This window comes from Pseudomonas sp. GL_135, assembly GCF_057834665.1.
The window spans coordinates 1,704,218-1,723,663 of record NZ_CM174408.1 but is presented as its reverse complement, the minus strand read 5'-3'; the positions used below and the strand labels follow the sequence as shown (position 1 = coordinate 1,723,663).

Annotated in this window: 16 protein-coding genes and 1 pseudogene; 3 read left to right on the top strand and 14 right to left on the bottom strand. The window is 63.2% G+C overall.

The window, feature by feature from the left end; translation table 11 throughout:
- Positions 1-13: 13 nt before the first annotated feature.
- From AC3ISG_RS07875 to gabT, 4 genes and pseudogenes are all read right to left on the bottom strand, one after another.
- Positions 14-964 (bottom strand): annotated as a pseudogene (locus AC3ISG_RS07875) (ShlB/FhaC/HecB family hemolysin secretion/activation protein); the annotation flags it as partial.
- 297 nt (positions 965-1,261) lie between these two features.
- Complete coding sequence (locus AC3ISG_RS07870; RefSeq protein ID WP_122534823.1) at positions 1,262-1,750, bottom strand: Lrp/AsnC family transcriptional regulator; 489 nt, start codon at positions 1,748-1,750, stop codon at positions 1,262-1,264.
- Between the two features lie 44 nt (positions 1,751-1,794).
- Positions 1,795-2,469: an HAD family hydrolase gene (locus tag AC3ISG_RS07865; protein ID WP_489298920.1), complete on the bottom strand. Its 675-nt coding sequence runs from the start codon at positions 2,467-2,469 to the stop codon at positions 1,795-1,797.
- 46 nt (positions 2,470-2,515) lie between these two features.
- On the bottom strand, positions 2,516-3,820 hold the full coding sequence (gene gabT / locus AC3ISG_RS07860) for a 4-aminobutyrate--2-oxoglutarate transaminase (RefSeq protein WP_489298919.1): 1,305 nt from the start codon (positions 3,818-3,820) through the stop codon (positions 2,516-2,518).
- A 215-nt stretch (positions 3,821-4,035) separates the two neighbouring features.
- Between gabT and AC3ISG_RS07855 the strand changes: the two genes are divergently transcribed.
- The 3 genes from AC3ISG_RS07855 to AC3ISG_RS07845 all read left to right on the top strand — a co-directional run bounded on the left by AC3ISG_RS07855 (position 4,036) and on the right by AC3ISG_RS07845 (position 7,069).
- Positions 4,036-4,962: a 2-hydroxyacid dehydrogenase gene (locus AC3ISG_RS07855; RefSeq protein WP_489298918.1), complete on the top strand. Its 927-nt coding sequence runs from the start codon at positions 4,036-4,038 to the stop codon at positions 4,960-4,962.
- A 743-nt stretch (positions 4,963-5,705) separates the two neighbouring features.
- The gene (locus AC3ISG_RS07850; protein WP_489298917.1) at positions 5,706-6,839 is read left to right on the top strand and encodes a colicin E3/pyocin S6 family cytotoxin; all 1,134 of its coding nucleotides are present in this window, start codon (positions 5,706-5,708) and stop codon (positions 6,837-6,839) included.
- Positions 6,836-7,069 (top strand): DUF7683 domain-containing protein, encoded by a 234-nt coding sequence (locus AC3ISG_RS07845; RefSeq protein ID WP_074887955.1) that lies wholly within the window; start codon positions 6,836-6,838, stop codon positions 7,067-7,069. Before AC3ISG_RS07850 ends, AC3ISG_RS07845 begins: the two co-directional genes overlap by 4 nt.
- A 331-nt stretch (positions 7,070-7,400) precedes the next feature.
- On the opposite strand, the gene AC3ISG_RS07840 is transcribed toward AC3ISG_RS07845, so the two are convergent.
- The 10 genes from AC3ISG_RS07840 to AC3ISG_RS07795 form a co-directional block, all read right to left on the bottom strand.
- Positions 7,401-8,483 carry a tartrate dehydrogenase gene (locus tag AC3ISG_RS07840; protein ID WP_489298916.1) on the bottom strand — a complete coding sequence of 361 codons (1,083 nt, stop codon included), beginning with the start codon at positions 8,481-8,483 and terminating at the stop codon, positions 7,401-7,403.
- A 20-nt stretch (positions 8,484-8,503) separates the two neighbouring features.
- A complete protein-coding gene (locus AC3ISG_RS07835) occupies positions 8,504-9,964 on the bottom strand; it encodes an NAD-dependent succinate-semialdehyde dehydrogenase (RefSeq protein WP_489298915.1) in 1,461 nt (486 codons plus the stop codon).
- Positions 9,965-10,081: 117 nt separating this feature from the next.
- A complete protein-coding gene (argE, locus tag AC3ISG_RS07830) occupies positions 10,082-11,239 on the bottom strand; it encodes an acetylornithine deacetylase (RefSeq protein WP_489298914.1) in 1,158 nt (385 codons plus the stop codon).
- On the bottom strand, positions 11,236-12,390 hold the full coding sequence (locus AC3ISG_RS07825; protein WP_489298913.1) for an NAD(P)/FAD-dependent oxidoreductase: 1,155 nt from the start codon (positions 12,388-12,390) through the stop codon (positions 11,236-11,238). Before AC3ISG_RS07825 ends, argE begins: the two co-directional genes overlap by 4 nt.
- Positions 12,387-13,778: an FAD/NAD(P)-dependent oxidoreductase gene (locus AC3ISG_RS07820; protein ID WP_489298912.1), complete on the bottom strand. Its 1,392-nt coding sequence runs from the start codon at positions 13,776-13,778 to the stop codon at positions 12,387-12,389. Before AC3ISG_RS07820 ends, AC3ISG_RS07825 begins: the two co-directional genes overlap by 4 nt.
- A complete protein-coding gene (locus AC3ISG_RS07815; RefSeq protein ID WP_489298911.1) occupies positions 13,760-14,068 on the bottom strand; it encodes a (2Fe-2S)-binding protein in 309 nt (102 codons plus the stop codon). The genes AC3ISG_RS07820 and AC3ISG_RS07815 overlap by 19 nt, the downstream gene beginning before the upstream one ends.
- Positions 14,065-15,906: an ABC transporter ATP-binding protein gene (locus tag AC3ISG_RS07810; protein WP_489298910.1), complete on the bottom strand. Its 1,842-nt coding sequence runs from the start codon at positions 15,904-15,906 to the stop codon at positions 14,065-14,067. Before AC3ISG_RS07810 ends, AC3ISG_RS07815 begins: the two co-directional genes overlap by 4 nt.
- Position 15,907: 1 nt before the next feature.
- Positions 15,908-16,783 carry an ABC transporter permease gene (locus AC3ISG_RS07805; RefSeq protein ID WP_122624288.1) on the bottom strand — a complete coding sequence of 292 codons (876 nt, stop codon included), beginning with the start codon at positions 16,781-16,783 and terminating at the stop codon, positions 15,908-15,910.
- The gene (locus AC3ISG_RS07800; RefSeq protein ID WP_122624287.1) at positions 16,780-17,736 is read right to left on the bottom strand and encodes an ABC transporter permease; all 957 of its coding nucleotides are present in this window, start codon (positions 17,734-17,736) and stop codon (positions 16,780-16,782) included. The genes AC3ISG_RS07805 and AC3ISG_RS07800 overlap by 4 nt, the downstream gene beginning before the upstream one ends.
- Positions 17,737-17,748: 12 nt before the next feature.
- The gene (locus tag AC3ISG_RS07795) at positions 17,749-19,386 is read right to left on the bottom strand and encodes an ABC transporter substrate-binding protein (RefSeq protein ID WP_489298909.1); all 1,638 of its coding nucleotides are present in this window, start codon (positions 19,384-19,386) and stop codon (positions 17,749-17,751) included.
- Positions 19,387-19,446 lie beyond the last annotated feature (60 nt).

Sequence of the window (19,446 nt, the reverse complement as noted above, 5' to 3'; positions counted from 1 at the left end):
ACCGTTAACGCCGCGAGGTCTTGCTCAGGGCATCACGGTAGATGACACGCTCGGCGCGCAACTGATGGGTCTGGCTGTCGCCGTTCTGCTTGAAATCGAAGCCGTTGGCCTGGGCCTGTGAGCGGTATTCGCTTTCGCTGTAGCTGTAACTGAAATTCCACCAGCCCCACGGCAGGTTGTAGGCCAGCCCGCTGTTGTGCGAGGTGTGCAGGTGATCGGTCATGGCGTCGTGGCCGCCGCGCAGGCTTAGTTGATCCGCGAGGCCCAGCGGGCTGTCCCACTCAAGCCCGGTGTTCCACTGTTGCTCGCCGGTGCTGCGCTGGCCGTCATTGTTGCGCGACAGGCTCACGCGCCACGGCTTTTGCGGGGTGTTCTTGACCATCACGTCGCTGCCGCCGACTTCCTGGCCCGGCGTCAGCTCCATTTGCGCCTGATTGGAGGGCAGGCGATTGAGCTGATCAACCATCTGCTCGATCTCGCGCAGGTTGACCAACTGCCCTTCCCGCCCCGGAAACGCCATCGCCAGCTCACGCTCACTCAGGCCACCGTCGGCAGCGCTGCGCAGTTTTTCCAGCTGGCCTTCTATCACCAGCACCTGCAACTGCCCCTTGGACAGATCTTGCTGTGGCAAGTAGGCACGGCTGGTCACCAGCCCTTTCGCGATGTACAGGTTGGTGATGGTCTTGAGCAGTTCGTTGAGCTGGGACACGCCCATGCACGTGCCCAGATAGGGCTGGGTCAGGCGCTGCCGTTCGGCATCCGACAACGACGCAGCACCCTTGAGCTCGATGGCCGTGATGGTGAAGCAACGCGTGTCGACTGGGGCAGCCGGTGCGACAGGTGCAGCTTGCTTGCCGGGCAGACTCTTGAGGTCTTCGAGGCGGCGCTGCTGATCCTGGAGCAGTTGTTCCTGACGGTCGCGCAGCAGATCCTGATCGCCCGGAGTGGGCGCGGCGCGAGTCATTAGAGGCGTTGCGGCGAACAAACAGAGCAGCGCAACTCTTAGGGCGGAGAGGTCCACGAAGCGTCCTTGCAATAGCACAGTGATATCAAACAACGGCGCGACGGTAATGAGCCATTAGAATGACGTCAATAAGCCGACGAAAAGTTTCATGTTCGCCCGAATCGTCGGTCGCGGACCTCCCTCGGTTGGCCAACGCTCGCCACAAAAAAAGGCCGCCCACGAAAACGGACAGCCCTTTTATCGTCCCGCCATCTCATCTTTTGAGGGACGCAGGTTGCGGTTTAAACCGCGTTTAATTCAATGGCGCAGCAACTTGCGCAACGGCACCCCATCCTTGAGCACCGGCGACTTGATGACGATGTAGCTGAAGTACTTGGAGATCCCGATGTTCTTGTCGAGCAGGCTTTCCACCACTTCCTGGTAGTGCTGAATGCTGCGGGTCATGAAGCGCACCAGGTAGTCGTAGCCGCCGCTAATGAGGTGGCATTCGAGGACTTCGTCCACCAAGCGGATGTTGGATTCGAACTTGGCGAAGTCTTCGCGCTTGTGGTCGCTGAGGGTGATTTCAGTGAAGACGGTGACCGAGTCGGTGATCTTGCCCAGGTTCAGATGCGCTTTGTAGCTGGAGATATAACCAGCCGATTCCAGCCGCTTGACCCGTTGCAGGCACGGGCTGGCGGACAGGCCGACGGCATCGGCGAGGCTGACATTGGTCATCCGGCCGTCCTTCTGCAGTTCGACCAGGATGCTGATGTCGATCCGATCCAGTTTTACGAGCCCTTCCATCACGTACCTCTTGACTGCCGTTGTAAGACAATCTTCTAGCAAAATCAGCGCCGTAAAGACAGCTGATGCTGCGCCACCAGGTCAGCCATGCTGTTAATGCAGTATTCCGCCGCGCAGGGCGAAGGCTGACGCGCCCGGTGGCGGCCGATCAGGCAGCGGTCCAGACCGGCGAACGTGTCGACCGACGGTCCCGTGACGTGCAGGACCGGTTGCACCTGATCGCCCTGATCCGTGAGCCATTGCGGACCTTCGGCCAGGGAAATGAAATCTTCCGGTGCAATTCCCAGCCGCTCGCAGAGCACGCCACGGTCCTCGGCATCGCGGTCGCCGCGCACCAGCAGCCGATAGAACTTGCGCAAGTACAGCATCGCCCCCGGTGCGTCTTCGAACAACGACCAATTGCCCGCCGAACGGGCGAAGCTCATGCCCTCCTCCCAACTGGCGTGCAGGCCCCACTTTTCGGCGAGTTGGCGATGGGCGAAGCACAACAGGCCGCTGAAGCCCAGCTCGGCGAAGCGCGGATACAGGGTCGCAACGACGGCGTTGAATTCCGCCAGCACTTCATCTTTGGCCGGTTGCCCGCCGCGGCTGTCGAGCAGCGGTTGCAGCGCGGCCCAGACGCCTGAATCGCGGTCCACCAGCACTTCATCGCAATCAATCAGTAACGCTCGGTACTCTGTCAGCCCAAACCCTGTCAGCCCCAATTCTGTCAGCCCCATGTGGATTGAACCTCCTGGATGCATCTGGCCCGTAGCGGGCAAGGCACTACTTTAAATTCGAGTTCAAGACCCGTGCCAAGGCGGCGTCGAGGATCTGCACGGCTTCATCGACCTGGGCTTCTGTCGTCACCAATGGTGCGAGGAAGCGCAGCACGTTGCGATAAACGCCGCATTTGATAACCAGCAAACCACCCGCCCGGGCTTCGTCGATCACCCGTGCATTGAGGTCGGCGTCCGGGGTGCGCGCGGCGTCATCCTTGATCAGCTCGATCGCCAGCATGAAACCGGTGCCGCGCACGTCGCCGATGCGCGGGTAGCGCGCCTGCAAACCGATCAGGCCGCGGCGCAGACGCTCGCCCAGGAGTTGGCTGCGCGCCAGCAGTTGCTCTTCCTCGAACGCATCGATCACCGCCAGTGCCGCCGCGCACGCCAGGGCGTTGCCGCCGTAGGTGCCGCCGAGGCCGCCGGGCAGCGGCGCATCCATGATATGCGCCTTGCCGACCACGCCCGATAACGGCAGGCCACCAGCGAGGCTTTTGGCGACGGTGACCAGATCAGGCTGTATGCCGGCGTGCTGGTAACCGAACCAGGTGCCGGTACGGCCGAAACCGGTCTGGATTTCGTCGAGGATCAGCACGATGCCGTGCTTGTCGGCCAAGGCGCGCAGGGCCTGGAGAAACTCCGGCGGCGCGGTGAGGAAACCGCCGTCGCCCTGCACCGGTTCGATCAGAATCGCAGCCACGCGGTCCGGTGCCACCTGGGTGGCGAGCAATTCATTCAGCGCAGTGATTGCGTCAACACTGCTGACGCCGCGATACGCGTTCGGGTACGGCGTATGGAACACTTCCGGCGCAAACGGCCCGAAGTTCTGTTTGTAGGGTTGGCTCATGCCGGTGAGCGTGGTGCCGAGCAAGGTGCGTCCATGGAAGCCGCCGCGAAAGGCGATGACTGCCGAACGGTTGGTGTGGGCACGGGCGATCTTCACGGCGTTCTCCACTGCTTCAGCGCCGGAGGTGAAGAACGCGGCCTTGTAGGCTTCCTGACCGCCGATCATTTCGCAGAGGCGCTGAGCCAGATCGAGGTAAGGCGCATAGGCCGCCACCTGAAAGCAGGCATGGGAGACTTTTTGCAGTTGAGCCTGCACGGCGGCGACCACTTTCGGGTGATTGTGGCCGATGTTGAGCACGCCGATGCCGCCGACGAAATCCAGGTAGCGCTTGCCATCCACGTCCCACAATTCGGTGCCTTGGGCACGGTCGATCACCAGCGGGTGCGCGGTGACCAGACCACGGGGCACAAATTGCTCGCGCTGACGGAGCAAAAGAGGGGTTTCGTCGACTTTGCTGTTCATGGCATTTCCCATCGTGAGTCCGGCAACCTGGAGGCGGTTGCGATGCTGATCAGGTTACGGCGTGCGGGCAACGCACTTAGCCGAACTTGGCCCGTGAGAAATTCGGATCAACTGTTTTGGCCCCGCCTTTCAACAGATCCTGCGCCGGGCTTGGAGGATGATGTGGGCTGGCTCCCTACCCCTTCCCTTCAGCCTCTTTTCAGCAGGAAACGCCCATGGCCTTGCTCTATAAAGCCGACCCCGCGCGCGCGCCACACTGGCAGAGACTCTTCGCCGAACATGCACCGGACATCGAATGGCGCGCCTGGCCGGACATCGGCAATACCGAGGAGGTCGAGTATCTGGCCGCCTGGCAGGCGCCGGATGATCTGACGCAGTTGCTGCCGAATCTGAAAGTGCTGTTCGCGCTGTCGGCCGGGGTCGATCAGTTGGATCTGTCGCGGTTGCCGGCGGATCTGCCGGTGGTGCGGCTGCTGGATCCGGGCATTACGCGGGGGATGTGCGAGTACGCGACTTGGGCGGTATTGAGTCTGCATCGGGATATGCTTCGGTACCGCGAGCAGCAGGCGGCGCGTTGCTGGCAGGCGCATCTGTTGCAGCCGGCAGAGAACCGGCGTGTGGGGGTGATGGGGCTGGGCACCCAGGCGCAGCAGATTCTGGCAACACTGGCGCCGTTCGGGTTTGCCTTGTCGGGCTGGGCGCGGAGTGTTCATGAGATTGAGGGCGTGACTTGTTTCGCGGGTCAATCGCAGTTGGCGGCGTTTCTGGGGCAGTGCGATATTTTGCTGTGTGTGTTGCCGTTGACGGAGCAGACGGAGGGGATTCTGGACCGGAATCTGTTTGCGTTGCTGCCGCGGGGCGCAGGGCTGGTGAATATGGGGCGCGGCGGGCATCTGGTGGAGGGGGATTTGCTGGAGGCGCTGGACAGTGGGCAGTTGGGCGGCGCTGTTCTGGATGTGTTGCAGGTGGAGCCGGCGGCGACCGATCATCCGTTTTGGGGTCATCCGCAGGTGGTGTTGACGCCGCATGTGGCGGCGATGACGCAGCCGGCGAGTGCGTTTGGGGTGTTGCTGGAAAATATTCGGCGGTTTGAGCGGGGGGAGCGGATGGTGGGGCAGATTGATCGAAATCGGGGCTATTGAGATCTAGATCAAGATCAAAGGCGTCTGCCTGGGGGCAGACCGTTTCGCCTTCGGCGACTTACTTTTGAAAAGCACCAAAAGTAAGCAAAAGTGCCTGCTCTCGGTTTGGCCCTTCCTTCGTCAGGGTTCCTTCACTCCGGTCTCGCTCCGTGGGCCCGCCGCCATCCGCCATCCATGGCGGGGGGCGGCTCTCGCGGCATCCATGCCGCTCGGCCCACGGAGCGAGACCTGCGTTCAGCCTGCACCCAAGTCGCGATTGGTGTCGTCTGGGCTATTTGCGTATGAGGATCAAAAGCAGATCAAAAGCAGATCAAAAGCAGATCAAAAGCAGATCAAAAGCAGATCAAAAGCAGATCAAGGGCTTCCCGACTGAGCCGGTCTTACGGGGATCGCCGCCGGTCCCACTGACACAGCGCATGCTTTTAGTGGGACCGGCTTTAGCCGGGAAGTTTTTGATCTGATCGTTCCCACGCTCCGCGTGGTAATGAAGCCCCGGACGCTCCGCGTCATCGGTCTCACTGATGTACGCGCCCTCATAGTGGGACCGGCTTTAGCCGGGAAGAGGCCCGCGCAATCGATATTAATTTCGTGGTGTGGCATCCGACGCCTTCCCGGCTGAAGCCGGTCCCACTGACATCAAAAGCCTGTCGGCACGGCAACATTCCGAAACCGCCCTACCGTTGACCACTCATCGACCCGACCGCATCCTCCGCCGCCCTAAATTGGCGGACTTCAGGAAGGTCATGTTCAAGGACGACAAAAAAGATCCCTTCGGGGAGAACTCGATTTTCAAAGGGCTTCCAAACGGGGGCGCGTCATGGACACCGTGGAATCCGCCTCCCGAACCCGTGCGGGTGCCCACTCCGATGCCAGAGCGCTGGCCGGTCCCGAAGGAGCGCACGGACAAGGTCTTCGCCAAATCCTGTACCGGGGAATGGTGCAGCACTGACGCCGGCACTGAGGTAGAGCCCGCCTCCAACTTCGGCGCGATCATGATGGCGGGCGCCATGCTCCTGCCCTACGCCTCCGACGCCATTGCCGCCGCACTCGGCGCAGACATGGGATTGGGCCGCATGGCCGGCGGCGGCATCGTGCAGCGCAGCCACACGTGGCTGCTTCGCGGAGCAGGCGGCCCGGCGAGTCTGTTCATCGTCGGCATGCTCCCGGCGAAGATGGGCGATGGCACGCTGTACACCGACGACGAATTGCGCAACCTGACTCAGGCGACAACGCGGGTGCGTTTCCAGATGCGCCGTGATGCAGAAGGCGAATTGCAGATCTACGGCATCCATTCCAAGTCATCCGGCGATGACTCGGTTCGCACCGTGCAAGCCCGCTGGAACGCCGACAAAAGTGCGATGGAAGCCCACCTCAATGGCGTCACCATTCTCATGACGCCCCGCCGGGGCCGACACGGGAGACTGGAACCGCTGGTCTACCCTGAAAACAGCGACGCGAGCTTAGGCACCATCCTCGTCCACCCGATCCCGGACGACACCGACAGCCAGCTCGAAGGCCTCCCCGGCGACGACATCACCGCCGAAGACTGCATCCTCGTCTTCCCCGCTGACTCGGGGCTGAGGTCGATGTATGTGGTGTATGCAAGGCCGTTTAATGGGGATCATGGGTATCATCCGCCTCCGAAAGAACTCGCCGCATTTCCCGACGCAAAGGTTGCGCCCCGGAAGACATCGGTCAAGGGCGGTGGAGGTCTGCGCAAACGCTGGAAAACCCAGGCAGGCGAGATTTTCGAATGGGACAGCCAGCACGGGGCAATTGAAAAATACAACAAGCGAGGAAAACACTTGGGAGAGTTCGACGCAGAAACAGGCACTCAAACCAAAAGTGCAGACAGCACACGCGAGGTTGAACCTTGAAATACATCGTTGAGGTATTCGACAGAGAGAGCGAACAGCTCAAGCTTGAAATCAATCTGCCCGACGGTTGCGACGCTCAATTGAGCGAAATCATGGAGTGGTCGGAACCGCAACGCGGCGACGAAGGATACGACCTGAACCGCGATCAGGCTTCAGCCATTGAGGCATTGGTTGGAAGAAAATTCTTTGATGAGGTTCATATCTTCCAACTTACATGCAATGTCGCTTAAAGCTCGACCGTTTAAAGGGGACTGATTTATTTACAGCGCTTCTCCATAAATTAATCTGTCCCCGGTCCGTTGGTGTGGCATCCGACGCCTTCCCGGCTAAAGCCGGTCCCACTGAGATCAAAACCTATAATCGGTGAGCCAGACACATGCAGATCGTTCCCACGCTCTGCGTGGTAATGCCGCCCCGGACGCTCTGCGTCCCTGTAGGACCGGCTTTAGCCGGGAAGAGGCCCGCGCAATCGATATTAATTTCGCGGTGTGGCATCCGACGCCTTCCCGGCTGAAGCCGGTCCCACAAAAGTCAGAAGCCAGTCCTGCAGAAATCCCGGCCCTAAACCAACCTCCCGGCAATCGCCGCCCCCACGTCTTGCGTCGAGCCCTTCCCGCCCAAATCCGGGGTGATTGGCCCCTCTGCAATCACTTCCTCAATCGCCTTCAATATCCCGTCATGGGCCGCGCGGTAGCGTTCGTCTCCGTTGCCGAGGAAGTCGAGCATCAGCGCGCCGGACCAGATCATCGCGATCGGGTTGGCGATGTTCTGTCCGTAGATGTCCGGCGCGGAGCCGTGCACCGGTTCGAACAACGAGGGGAAGCGCCGTTCCGGGTCAAGGTTCGCCGAGGGGGCGATGCCGATGGTGCCGGCGCATGCCGGGCCGAGGTCGGAGAGGATGTCGCCGAACAGATTCGACGCCACGACCACGTCAAAGCGGTCCGGCTGCAACACGAAGCGTGCGCAGAGGATGTCGATGTGCTGCTTGTCCCACGTCACCTCAGGGTAATTTGCCGCCATCAAGGCCGTGCGTTCGTCCCAGTACGGCATGCTGATGGAGATGCCGTTGGATTTGGTCGCGGCCGTCAGGCGTTTGCGCGGGCGGGTCTGGGCGAGTTCGAAGGCGAATTTGAGGATGCGGTCGACACCACGGCGGGTGAACACCGATTCCTGCAGCACGAATTCGTGTTCGGTGCCTTCGAACATCTTGCCGCCCACCGACGAATATTCGCCCTCGGTGTTTTCGCGGATCACCACAAAGTCGATGTCGCCCGGCTTGCGCCCGGCCAGCGGACAGGGCACGCCGGGGAACAGGCGCACGGGGCGGATGTTCACGTATTGGTCGAAGTCACGGCGAAACTTGAGCAGCGAGCCCCACAGGGAAATGTGGTCCGGCACCTTGTCGGGCCAGCCCACGGCGCCGAAGTAGATCGCGTCATAGCCCTTGAGCTGTTCGAACCAGTCGTCGGGCATCATTTTCCCGTGGGCGAGGTAGTAGTCGCAGTGGGCCCAGTCGAGCACGTCGATGCTCAGGTTCAGTTCCCATTTTTTCGCCGCTTGTTCCAGTACCCGCAACCCTTCCGGCAGGACTTCCTTGCCAATGCCGTCGCCCGCAATCGCGGCGATTCTGAATGCCTTGCTCATGGTGCGCCCCTTGCAATGAATCAGTTCAAGCCGCCGATGTGGAAGGCTTTGACTTCAAGGTACTCGTCCAGGCCGTACTTGCTGCCCTCGCGGCCGAGGCCCGATTGTTTGATGCCGCCGAACGGCGCGACTTCCATCGAGATGATCCCGGTGTTGAGGCCGACCATGCCGAATTCCAGCGCTTCGCCGAAGCGCCACGAGCGCTTGAGGTCCTGGGTGAAATAGTAGGCGCCCAAACCGAACGGCGTGGCGTTGGCCAACGCCAATGCCTCGGCTTCATCAGTAAAGCGCATCAACGGCGCCACCGGGCCGAAGGTTTCCTCATTGGCCAGGAGCATGCCGGCGTGGGCGTCAGCCAGCACGGTGGGTTGCACGAACTGACTGTCGCCTGTGGGAATCCCGCCGCAGAGCAGTTTCGCGCCCTGACTCAGGGCATCGTCGATGTGCCGGGCCACCTTGCTGACCGCCGCCGGATTGATCAGCGGGCCGATGGTCACGCCTTTTTCCAGGCCGTTGCCGACCTTGAGTTTGCCCACCTCCTCCACTAGCCGCGCGGCGAATCGGTCGTAGATGCCCGCCTGCACGAGGATGCGGTTGGCGCACACGCAGGTTTGTCCGGCGTTGCGAAACTTGCTGATCATCACCCCGGCCACGGCTTGTTCCAGGTCGGCGTCGTCGAACACCACAAACGGCGCATTGCCGCCCAGTTCCAGGCTCAGGCGCTTGATGTGTTCGGCGCTCTGGCGCATTAGCAGGCGGCCGACGGCGGTGGAGCCGGTGAAGGAAATCTTGCGCACCGCCGGGTTGCCGGTGAGTTCTTCACCGATGCCGGCGGGCATTCCGGTGATGACGTTGAACACGCCGGCCGGAATGCCGACGCGCTCGGCCAGCACCGCCAGCGCGAGGGCCGACAGCGGCGTGAGGTCCGACGGTTTGACGATGACCGGGCAACCGGCGGCCAGGGCCGGCGCGCATTTGCGGGTGATCATCGCGTTGGGGAAGTTCCACGGGGTGATCGCGGCGCAGACGCCCACGGGTTGCTTGAGGGTCAGCAGGCGGCGGTCGCCACTGGGGGCCGGCATGGTTTCGCCGTAGACCCGGCGCGCTTCTTCGGCGAACCATTTGACGAAGCCGGCGCCATAGCGGATTTCGCCCTTGGCCTCGTTCAGCGGCTTGCCCTGCTCGCAGGTCATGATCAACGCGAGGTCGTCGAGGTGGTCGATCATCGCCTGGAACCAGCGCTCCAGCAGCGCCGCACGTTCTGCCGCCGGGCGCGCGCGCCACGCCGGCCAGGCACGCTCGGCAGCTTCGATGGCCCTGCGGGTATCGGGCGCGTCCATGGCCGGAACCTGGGCAAGCAGTTCGCCGGTGGCGGGGTCGCGGACGTCCAAGGTGGCGCCGCTGTCGGCAGCGATCCACTGGCCGTTTACGTAGGCGCGTTCAGCCAACAGGCCGGGGTCTTGCAAGCGATTCTTGAGCATTGTCGAGTCCTGATCCGAGACAGATTCCAGTCTAGGGATCTGCCTCGGACGAGGATGCCGAAAGCGTCTTCAAACCAGCGTGCCGTGCTGAAATTCACGTCAGGACGGCAGGCTCTGCTACGCCTTCAGCGAGCCCAGCAGCCCTTGCAAAAAGCGCTCGCCGGCGTCCATCTGGCTGACCTCGATAAACTCGTCCGGCTTGTGCGCCTGCTCGATGGAACCCGGGCCGCACACCACCACCGGCACGTCGAGGCGCTGCTTGAACAGACCGCCTTCGGTGCCGAAGGAGACCTTGGTCATGCCGGTGTCCGGCGCGGCGAATTGCTTGAGGAAGCTCACCGCTTCGACCGTCGGGTGGGTATCCAGGCCGGGGTAGACATTGATGGTCTCGATCTCGATGGCCGCCGCGCTGGAAAGCTTCTGCGCCTCCCGCACGATCACTTCGGCGCGCTCGCGCATCTGCTCGATGAACTGCTCCAGATTGTCTGCCGGCAGGTTACGCACCTCGAAATCCAGGGTGCACAGGTTCGGCACGATGTTCAGCGCCTTGCCGCCACTGATCTGCCCGACGTGCACGGTGCTGTAGGGCACGTCGTAGTCGGTGTCCTGGGCGCCGTGTTGTTGCAGGTGTTGCTGGCTTTCACGCAGGGAGGCGATGAAGTCGCAGGCCACGTGAATGGCATTCACCGAGCGCGGCGCCAGGGAGGAATGCGCCTCCTGACCCCGGCAATAGGTCCGGTAGGAGCCCTTGCCTTTGTGCCCAAGGACGAATTGCATGTTGGTCGGCTCGCCGATCACGCAGAGAAACGGCCGCACCGGCGCCAAGTGCAGCACATCGAGCAAGCGCCGCACGCCGACGCAGCCGATCTCCTCGTCATGGGACAGGGCCAGTTGCAGCGGGCGAGTAAGGTTGTGGGCTGCCGCATCGAGCATGGCGTCGATGGCCAGGGCGATGAAGCCCTTCATGTCGCAGCTGCCACGGCCATAGATGCGCCCGTCCTGCACGGTGGCGGCGAAGGCCGGAAAGGTCCATGCCTGCCCCGCCGCCGGCACCACGTCGGTGTGCCCGGAGAGCAACACGCCGGGCTGGTCTTTCGGCCCGATGCTGGCGAACAGGTTGGCCTTCTTGCCACTCTCGTCCTTGACGATCAACGACTCGATGCCCTTGCTCAGCAGCAGGTCGCGAACGTAGTCGATCAGGGCCATGTTGGACTCCGACGACACGGTATCGAAGGCCATCAGCCGTTTCAGAATCTCGAGAACGCGGGGTTTCATGAGGCGTGGCTCCGTTGCGCGGCAGGAAGGGCAAAACGTCTGATGGAGAATGCCTCGATCGGGGTCGTGGTGCGACCGGTGTCGAGCAGTTCGGCCATCACATCACCGACGCCAGGGCCAAGCTGAAAGCCGTGGCCGCAAAAGCCGAAGGCGTAGAACAGGCCGTCGACAGTGCCGCTGGGCCCCATCACCGGCAGCGAGTCCGGCAGGTAGCCTTCGATGCCGCTCCACACGCGGATGATGTTCAGATTGCCGACGCCCGGCAGCAGGCGGCGCATCTGCTCCGCCTGATTGAGGATGCTGCGCGGCTCCACAGCGGCGCGACGGTTGAGCATGTCCGGTTTGCTGCGAAAGCCGCCGCCGATGACGATGTTGCCCCGGGGAATCTGGCGGAAATAAATCACCTCTTCGGCGATCTTGGTGTACACACCGATCACTGTCGGCAAGGCGTAGGGCACCGGCTCGGTGACCGCCATCTGCGGGCCGTGGGTGTCCAGCGGCACCGGCTCGCCAAACTGCGCCGAGAGCTTCTGGCCCCAGGCGCCGGCGGTGATCAACAGCTGCGCGGCGTGAAACTGACGACCGTCCGTTGTGGTGACATGAAAATCCCCGCCAACCTTCTCGACCTCGGCCACTTCCGTGCGCTCTTCGATCTGAGCGCCCAGGCGCCGGGCGGCGCGGGCAAAGGCCGGGGCGGCGAGGCGTGGGTTGGCATGGCCGTCGTGGGGGGCGTAAGAGCCGCCTTTGACGTCCGCGCCGAGGAAGCCAAAGCGCTGATGCAGCTCGGCGCCACGGTAGATTTTCAGGTCAAGTTCCTCGGCTTCCGGGGCGGCGGCATACGCCTCCAGCTCGGCGATTTCGTCTTCGCGGTAACACACGCGCATGTGCCCGCTGGGGATGAATTCGAGGTCGTCGTCGATCAGTTCCGGCAGGCGTTTCCACAGTGCGTACGATCGGTTGGCCAGCGCCAGTTGCCCGAGAAAACGCCCTTGCCGGCGCACGTTGCCAAAGTTGACGCCGCTGGCGTACTGGCCGATCTGATCCCGCTCCAGCAGGATCACCGACTGCCCGCGCCGACGCAGAAAGAACGCCGTCGCTGAGCCCATCACGCCGCCACCGACGATCACTACATCTGCTTTTTGCACGCTCATGGCGACACCTCCTCAATGAGCATCGACAAGGGTTTGACCGGTGCCTGCCCGCGCTGGCGACCGACTTCCTGCACCTGCACGCCGGCCTCTGCGGCGATCACTTCAGCCCCCGCCTGGGAGCAATAACGCCCCTGGCAGCGACCCATGCCGACCCGGCTGAAAGCCTTGGCACGGTTGACTTCACACGCGCCCTTCTCGTTGACCGTGCGGCGTAATTCGCCGGCGGTGATCATCTCGCAGCGGCACACGATGGCGCTGTCGGGCAAGGCCTTGGCCTGCTCGGCGGGCCAGGGAAACGCTTCGGCCAGGCCCAGACGAAACTGGTCCATCACCGTGAGCGCCTGTTGCTGTTCATCACGCAGTCCGGCATTGAACGGCTGCTTGATGTCTTCCAGCAGCGCCAAGGCCACTCGGCGTCCGGCGTGCTCGGCGGCATCGGCGCCGCGAATTTTTGCCCCGTCGCCGGCGGCATAGACGCCGTTTACCGACGTACGACCGGCCTCGTCCGTCGCCAGCCACCATTGGCTGGAGGCTTCATCGAAGGCCATGGCGCAACCGGCCAGATCACCCAGCTGGGTTTCCGGGCGCAGGTGATAACCCAATGCGACGGCATCCGCCTGCACGGTCACGGCCTTGCCGCTGTTGGTGGTGAAGCGCACGCCTGCCACGCCATTGGCGGCATCGCCCAACACCTCTAACGGCTTGACGCCGAGATGCACGGGCACTTTAGCCTGATACAGCTGCGCCAGAAATTTCATGCCGGTCCACAACAGCCCCGGCCGTGCCAGCAGTTTTGGCAGGGCTTTAAGACGCAGGCTGAAGGGTGAGGTATCGAGGACCGCGGCCACAGTCGCGCCGGCTTTGACGTACTGGCTGGCGACCAGGTACAGCAACGGCCCGCTGCCCATGAACACCACCCGATGGCCGATAGACACGGCCTGATTTTTCAGAGCGATCTGCGCCCCGCCCAGGCTGTAGGTGCCCGCCAGTTGCCAGCCTTCGATGGGCATCAAGCGGTCGGTGGCGCCGGTGCAGAGGATGAGCGCGTCATAGTCCAGCGTGCTGTGGCGGCCCTGATTCGCGCAGCACAACTGCCCCGGCGTGAGGTTCCACACCAGCGTGTCCGGGCGGTAATCGATGGCGCCACGGATGCGGTCGAAGGTCTGGTGCAGGTCCTTGGCCTTGTCGGCTTCGCTGCCATACAAGGTGGAGTAATCGCGGGTGAATCCGTCCGGCTGACGGCGGTAGATCTGCCCGCCGTCGCGACGGTTTTCGTCCACCAGAATCGGCTTGATGCCGGCCGCCAGCAAGGTTTCGGCGCAGCGCACGCCGGCCGGGCCCGCACCGACGATGACGACGCGATGGGTGCTCAACTGTGCAGTGGCCATGTCGCCTCCGGTTGTGTGGTGACGATGTCCAGGCCGTCGCGGACTTCATTGGAGCAGGCGCGCAGGCGTTCGCCGCCACGGGTCCAGACCCAGCAATCCTGGCAGGCGCCCATCAGGCAGAAACCGGCGCGGCGGCCGCTGTCGAATTCCGACTGGCGCAGCGAACCGCCCTGGGTCAGCAACGCCACCATCAGCGTGTCGCCCTGCAACGCTTCGATTGGCGCGCCATCCACGATCAGGTTGACCGTCGGCCGGCCCTGTTCGGCCAGCCTCACAAAACGCCCTTTCATGCATACGCTCCAAAGCTTGTGGGGGTAACGCCGCGCTGGGTCGCCAGCAGATCGGCGCCATCGCGGTGGCAAAGAATTTCGCTGCCGTTGTCCAGCGTGCGGCGCTTCGGCGCGGTGCGGTTGCACAGGCCGTCGACGCGCACCGGACAGCGGTTGAGGAAGGTGCACAGCTCCGGCAGGTTGGCCCGCTCGCCGATCGGCGGCAGCTCGCCACTGGTCGCGCCGCAGGTTTCCAGCCAGCCCTGCCGCAGTTCCGGCACCGAATGGATGAGCAGGTCGGTGTACGGGTGGTACGGCGCTTCGGCAAAAGACTCGCGGCGGCCGGCGTGGACTTTGTGGCCGCTGTACATCACCACGATGTCGTCGCACAGCGCACGCACGGTGGAGATGTCGTGGCTGATGAACAGGTAGGACACGCCCAGTTGCTGACGCAGGTCGCGGAGCAGTTCGAGAATCGCCGCGCCAACCACGGTGTCGAGGGCCGAGGTGACTTCATCGCAGAGAATCAGGTCCGGCTTGGCTGCCAGTGCACGGGCCAGATTGACCCGCTGTTTCTGGCCGCCCGACAGTTCATTGGGGCGGCGGTCGGCCATGTCTCGCGGCAGGCGCACCAGATCGAGCAGCTCGCCGATGCGCGCCTGCAACGCCGCGCCCTTGAGACCGAAATACATTTTCAGCGGACGGCTGAGGATGGTCGCCACGCTGTGCATCGGGTTGAGCGCGGTGTCGGCGTTCTGGAAGACCATCTGAATCCGGCGGAACTGCTCCGGCGTGCGCTCGGACAGGCTGCCGCCCAACGGCTGGCCGTCGAAGGTCAGACCACCCAAGGCCGGGGTCAGCAGCCCCGCCACCACCCGCGCCAGAGTCGATTTACCCGAGCCCGATTCACCGATCACGCCGATGGCCTGGCCCCGCCGCACGGTCAGGTCGATGTCTTCCAGCACGCGGATCGCCGGCATGCCGTGCAGGTTTTTGTTGCCGTAGCCGGCAGTCAGGCCAGTGATGGTCAGCAGTGGCCCCTCTTCAGCAACGCCGCACGGCGGACGAATGCCCGTGTCAGGCCGCGCGGCCGCCAGCAGGCTGCGAGTGTAGTCGTGGGCCGGCGCCTTGAGCAGCGGCGCGGTGGCGCTTTGTTCAAGGATCTGCCCGCCGTTGAGCACGACGATCTGGTCGGCCATCTGCGCGACCACGGCCAAGTCGTGGGACACGTAAACCGCCGTGGCGCCTCGCTCGCGTACCACACGTTTGAAAGCGCGCAGCACGTCGATCTGGGTGGTGACGTCCAGCGCGGTGGTCGGCTCATCGAGCACCACCAACAGCGGGTCGCTGATCAGCGCCATGGCGGCCATTACCCGTTGCAGTTGCCCGCCAGAGACCTGGTGCGGATAGCGGCGGCCAATGCGCTCGGGGTTTGGCAAAGCCAGGTCGCGGAACAGGCCGATGGCCTTGGCTTCCAGTTCGGCGCGGGTGCCGAGGCCGTGGATCAACGGCCCTTCCACCACTTGATCGAGGAGTTTTTTCGCCGGGTTGAACGCCGCCGCCGCGCTCTGGGCAATGTAGGAGACACGATTGCCCCGCAGGCCCTGCAACTCTTTTTCGCTCAGGGCCAGCATGTCGTGGTCGCCGACCTGCACCACGCCACCGGACAACCGGCAGCCCCGTCGCGCATAACCAAGCAAGGCCAGGGCAATCGTGGTTTTGCCGGAGCCGGACTCGCCGATCAGCGCCAGCACTTCGCCCTTCTCCAGGGCAAAACTCACGCCCTTGACGATCTCCACTTCGCTGCCCGGATCACCGGCCACCACGCGCAAGTCTTCGACGCGAATCAACTGGGTCATATCAATGGCCTCCCGAGCGTCGACCGCGTCGCGATGACAGGTAGTCGATCAGCAGATTGACGCCGATGGTCAGCGTGCCAATGGCCAGCGCCGGAATGATGATCGCCATCGCGCCCTGGTTGAGGCCGCCGATGTTTTCCCGCACCAGCGAGCCAAGGTCAGCGTCCGGCGGTTGCACGCCAAGCCCCAGAAAACTCATGCCGCTGAGCAACAGCACGATGTAGCCGAAACGCAGGCCCAGGTCGGTGAGCACCGGGTTGAGCATGTTCGGCAGGATTTCCCGGCACGCCACGTACAACTTGCCTTCGCCCCGGGTGCGCGCCACTTGCACGTATTCCAGGGCTTCGATATTGACCGCCATGCTGCGGGCCACCCGGAACGAGCCGGGGATGTAACTGATGACCGCCGTGCAGATCAGCAGCGTGACCGACGAGCCGAAGGCCGACACCATGATCAGCGCAAGCATCTTGCTGGGGATCGAAATGAACGCGTCCATGATCCGGCTGATGATTTCGTCCAGCCATTTCGGAGAGACCACCGACAGCAGCGCGCAACCGGTGCCAAAGGTGCTGGCCAACAGCGCTGCCACCAGCGACAGGCCGACGGTGAAGCGTGCGCCCACCAGCACTCGGCTGAGCATGTCGCGGCCCAGGTAATCGGTGCCGAAGGGATGGGCCAGGCTGAAGCCTTCGAAGATATTGTCGGAAATCACTTCCCCGACCGGGTGCGGCGCCAGCCACGGGCCGAACAGCGCCACCAGCAGCCAGATCACACAGACGGCAGCGCCGACCAGTCCCAGCCAGGACGGGTTGCCGGAGACCTTGGCCAGTGCCAGGGCTGAAGACGCAGGCCTGGATTTCGCAATGAGCGGGTTCATTGGTTTCTCAGCCTCGGGTTGGAGAGGATGGCGCAGAGGTCGGCAAGCAACACCAACGCCAGATAGGCCGCGCAGAACAGCATGGTGCAGGCTTGCACCAGGGCCATGTCGCGGTTGGTCACGGCATCGACCATCAGGCTGGCGATGCCGGGGTAGTTGAAGATGGTTTCGACGATCACCACCCCGCCGAGCAGGTACGACAGGCTCAGGGCGATGGCGTTGGCAATCGGCCCGATGGCGTTGGGCAAGGCGTGGCGCAGCACGATGCGGATCGGGCTGACGCCTTTGAGGCGGGCCATTTCCACGTACGGGCTGTCGAGCTGGTCGATGACGGCAGCACGGGTCATCCGCGCCATCTGCGCCACGATCACGCAGCACAAGGTCATCACCGGCAGCGCGTAGGTGCGCAAAAACTGCAGCGGCGAGGTGATGTCAGTGGCATAGGACAGTGCCGACAGCCAACCGAGGTTGACCGCGAAAATCAGCACCGCCAGGGTCGCCACCAGAAACTCCGGCACCGCGACCATCGCCAGAGTGATGAAACTCAGGCAGCTGTCGATGCGCCCGCCCCGGCCCATGGCCGAACCGATGCCGAGGATCAGCGCCAGCGGCACCGACACCAGCGCCGTGGCGCCCGCCAGCATCAGCGTGTTCGGCACCCGGCCCGCCATCAATTCACCCACCGGCATGGCGTTGGACACCGACTGGCCCATATCGCCGGTGAGCAAATTCATCAACCAGTGCAGATAGCGCAACACGCCGGGTTGATCGAGCCCCAGTTTCAGGCGCAGGGCCGCCACCTGTTCCGGGGTGGCGAACTGCCCGAGGGATTGCTGCGCCGCGTCGCCCGGCAGCACGGCCGTGATCGCGAACACGACCATCGACACGATCAACAGGGTCACGACCCCGGCACCGAGGCGCCGGCAGATCAACCACAGCGTATGGCTATTCATCGCACTGCCTCCTCAAGCGTCCAGCCACACCTGCTCGGCGAACATGTAACCCATGAAGCCGCCCAACGGGTTGGAGTCGTAGCCCTTGATGCGCTGGTCGACGCCGTCGATATTGCTGATAAACACCGGCACGCCGATGCCGCAGTGATCGTGCACCAGGGTCTGCATGTCGCCGTACATCTTGGCGCGCTTGGCGTCGTCGGTTTCCCCCCGGGCCAGCATCAGCAACTGGTCGAACTGATCGTTCTGCCAGCCGGACTCGTTCCACGGTGCCTTGGACTGGAAGAACTGCGAGAACATCACGTCGGCGTTCGGTCGCGGGTTGATGTTGCCGAAGCTCAACGGGTGCTTCATCCAGTGGTTGGACCAGTAGCCGTCGCTCGGCAGGCGGTTAACGTCCAGCTTGAGCCCGGCCTGTTTCGCCGATTGCTGCAGCAGCACGGCGATGTCCACGGAACCTGTCGCGGCAGGCGATGCCATGACCGGCATGGTGATGCTTTCCATGCCGGCTTTCTTCAGCAGGAATTTGGCTTTTTCCGGGTCGTAGACCGTTTGCGGCAAGTCGGTGTTGAAGTAGCGCGAACCCGGTGCAATCGGGTGATCGTTGCCGACCACGGCGAAGCCACGGAAGACCGCGGATTTGACCTGTTCACGGTCCAGCAGCAGTTTCATGGCCTGGGTGAATTCCGGGCTTTTGCCGGGGAGCTGGTCCTGGCGAATGATCAAGTCAGTGTAGTTGCCCGACGGCGCATCAACGACGCGGTGTTTGGGGCTGGCGGCGATGCGCGTGGTGGAGCGCGGGTTGACCTCGTTGATCATGTGCACGTCACCGGACAGCAACGCGTTGACCCGCGACGGCTCGTCGGCGATGGCGATGAATTCGATCTCGTCGAGGTACGGCAGGCCCGGTTTCCAGTAGTTCTTGTTGCGCACGGCCACCGAACGCACCCCCGGCTTGAACTCGCCGACGGTGAACGGCCCGGTTCCGATGCCTTTGTTGAAATCGGTGGTGCCCTCGGGAACGATCAGCAGGTGCGACACGGCCAGGATCGACGGCAGTTCGGCGTTCGCGGCGCTGAGGCGAATCTGCACTTCGTTCGGGCCGGTGGCTTTGATTTCGGCGAACTGCTCCATCAGCGGCATGACTTTGGAACCGGTGAGCGGGTCCTTGTGGCGGTTGAGGGAGAACACCACGTCGGCGGCACCGAGGCTCTTGCCGTTGTGGAAGGTCACGTCCTTGCGCAGGGTGATGGTCCACAGCGTGGCGTCGACATTGTCGATGCGCTCGGCCAGTTCCAGCTGCGGCACCAAGTGCTTATCGAAGCGGGTCAGGCCGTTGTAGAACATGTAGTGACGGGCGTAGTCGGTGGACAGCGCGCCCTTGGCGGGGTCGAGGGTGTCGGCGGTGGAACTGGACATGCCGGCGACGCGGATCTTGCCGCCCGGTTTGCCCTTGCCGCCAGCGGTGGCTTCTTCGGCGAACAGTTTGCCGGCGCTGCCGAACAGGCTGCCCGCCCCCGCTGCGGCAACACCGGCCAGGCCGAGCATCTGCAAAGCATTGCGCCGCGACATGCCGCGATTGAGGCCTTCGAATACCCGCAGGCTGTCTGGGCCGGAGATAAGCTCGGGGGTGTCTTTGTGGTCAGTCATATCAAGGCTACCTGTCGATGATCGGGATATTCGAGTGCTCACGGATGTCCGGAGCGTCCT

Bases quoted from the DNA above. Each gene is read 5' to 3' on its own strand.
- AC3ISG_RS07870 (WP_122534823.1), bottom strand. From the start codon at position 1,750: ATGGAAGGGCTCGTAAAACTGGATCGGATCGACATCAGCATCCTGGTC.
- AC3ISG_RS07865 (WP_489298920.1), bottom strand. From the start codon at position 2,469: ATGGGGCTGACAGAATTGGGGCTGACAGGGTTTGGGCTGACAGAGTAC.
- gabT (WP_489298919.1), bottom strand. From the start codon at position 3,820: ATGAACAGCAAAGTCGACGAAACCCCTCTTTTGCTCCGTCAGCGCGAG.
- AC3ISG_RS07855 (WP_489298918.1), top strand. From the start codon at position 4,036: ATGGCCTTGCTCTATAAAGCCGACCCCGCGCGCGCGCCACACTGGCAG.
- AC3ISG_RS07850 (WP_489298917.1), top strand. From the start codon at position 5,706: ATGTTCAAGGACGACAAAAAAGATCCCTTCGGGGAGAACTCGATTTTC.
- AC3ISG_RS07840 (WP_489298916.1), bottom strand. From the start codon at position 8,483: ATGAGCAAGGCATTCAGAATCGCCGCGATTGCGGGCGACGGCATTGGC.
- AC3ISG_RS07835 (WP_489298915.1), bottom strand. From the start codon at position 9,964: ATGCTCAAGAATCGCTTGCAAGACCCCGGCCTGTTGGCTGAACGCGCC.
- argE (WP_489298914.1), bottom strand. From the start codon at position 11,239: ATGAAACCCCGCGTTCTCGAGATTCTGAAACGGCTGATGGCCTTCGAT.
- AC3ISG_RS07825 (WP_489298913.1), bottom strand. From the start codon at position 12,390: ATGAGCGTGCAAAAAGCAGATGTAGTGATCGTCGGTGGCGGCGTGATG.
- AC3ISG_RS07820 (WP_489298912.1), bottom strand. From the start codon at position 13,778: ATGGCCACTGCACAGTTGAGCACCCATCGCGTCGTCATCGTCGGTGCG.
- AC3ISG_RS07815 (WP_489298911.1), bottom strand. From the start codon at position 14,068: ATGAAAGGGCGTTTTGTGAGGCTGGCCGAACAGGGCCGGCCGACGGTC.
- AC3ISG_RS07810 (WP_489298910.1), bottom strand. From the start codon at position 15,906: ATGACCCAGTTGATTCGCGTCGAAGACTTGCGCGTGGTGGCCGGTGAT.
- AC3ISG_RS07805 (WP_122624288.1), bottom strand. From the start codon at position 16,783: ATGAACCCGCTCATTGCGAAATCCAGGCCTGCGTCTTCAGCCCTGGCA.
- AC3ISG_RS07800 (WP_122624287.1), bottom strand. From the start codon at position 17,736: ATGAATAGCCATACGCTGTGGTTGATCTGCCGGCGCCTCGGTGCCGGG.
- AC3ISG_RS07795 (WP_489298909.1), bottom strand. From the start codon at position 19,386: ATGACTGACCACAAAGACACCCCCGAGCTTATCTCCGGCCCAGACAGC.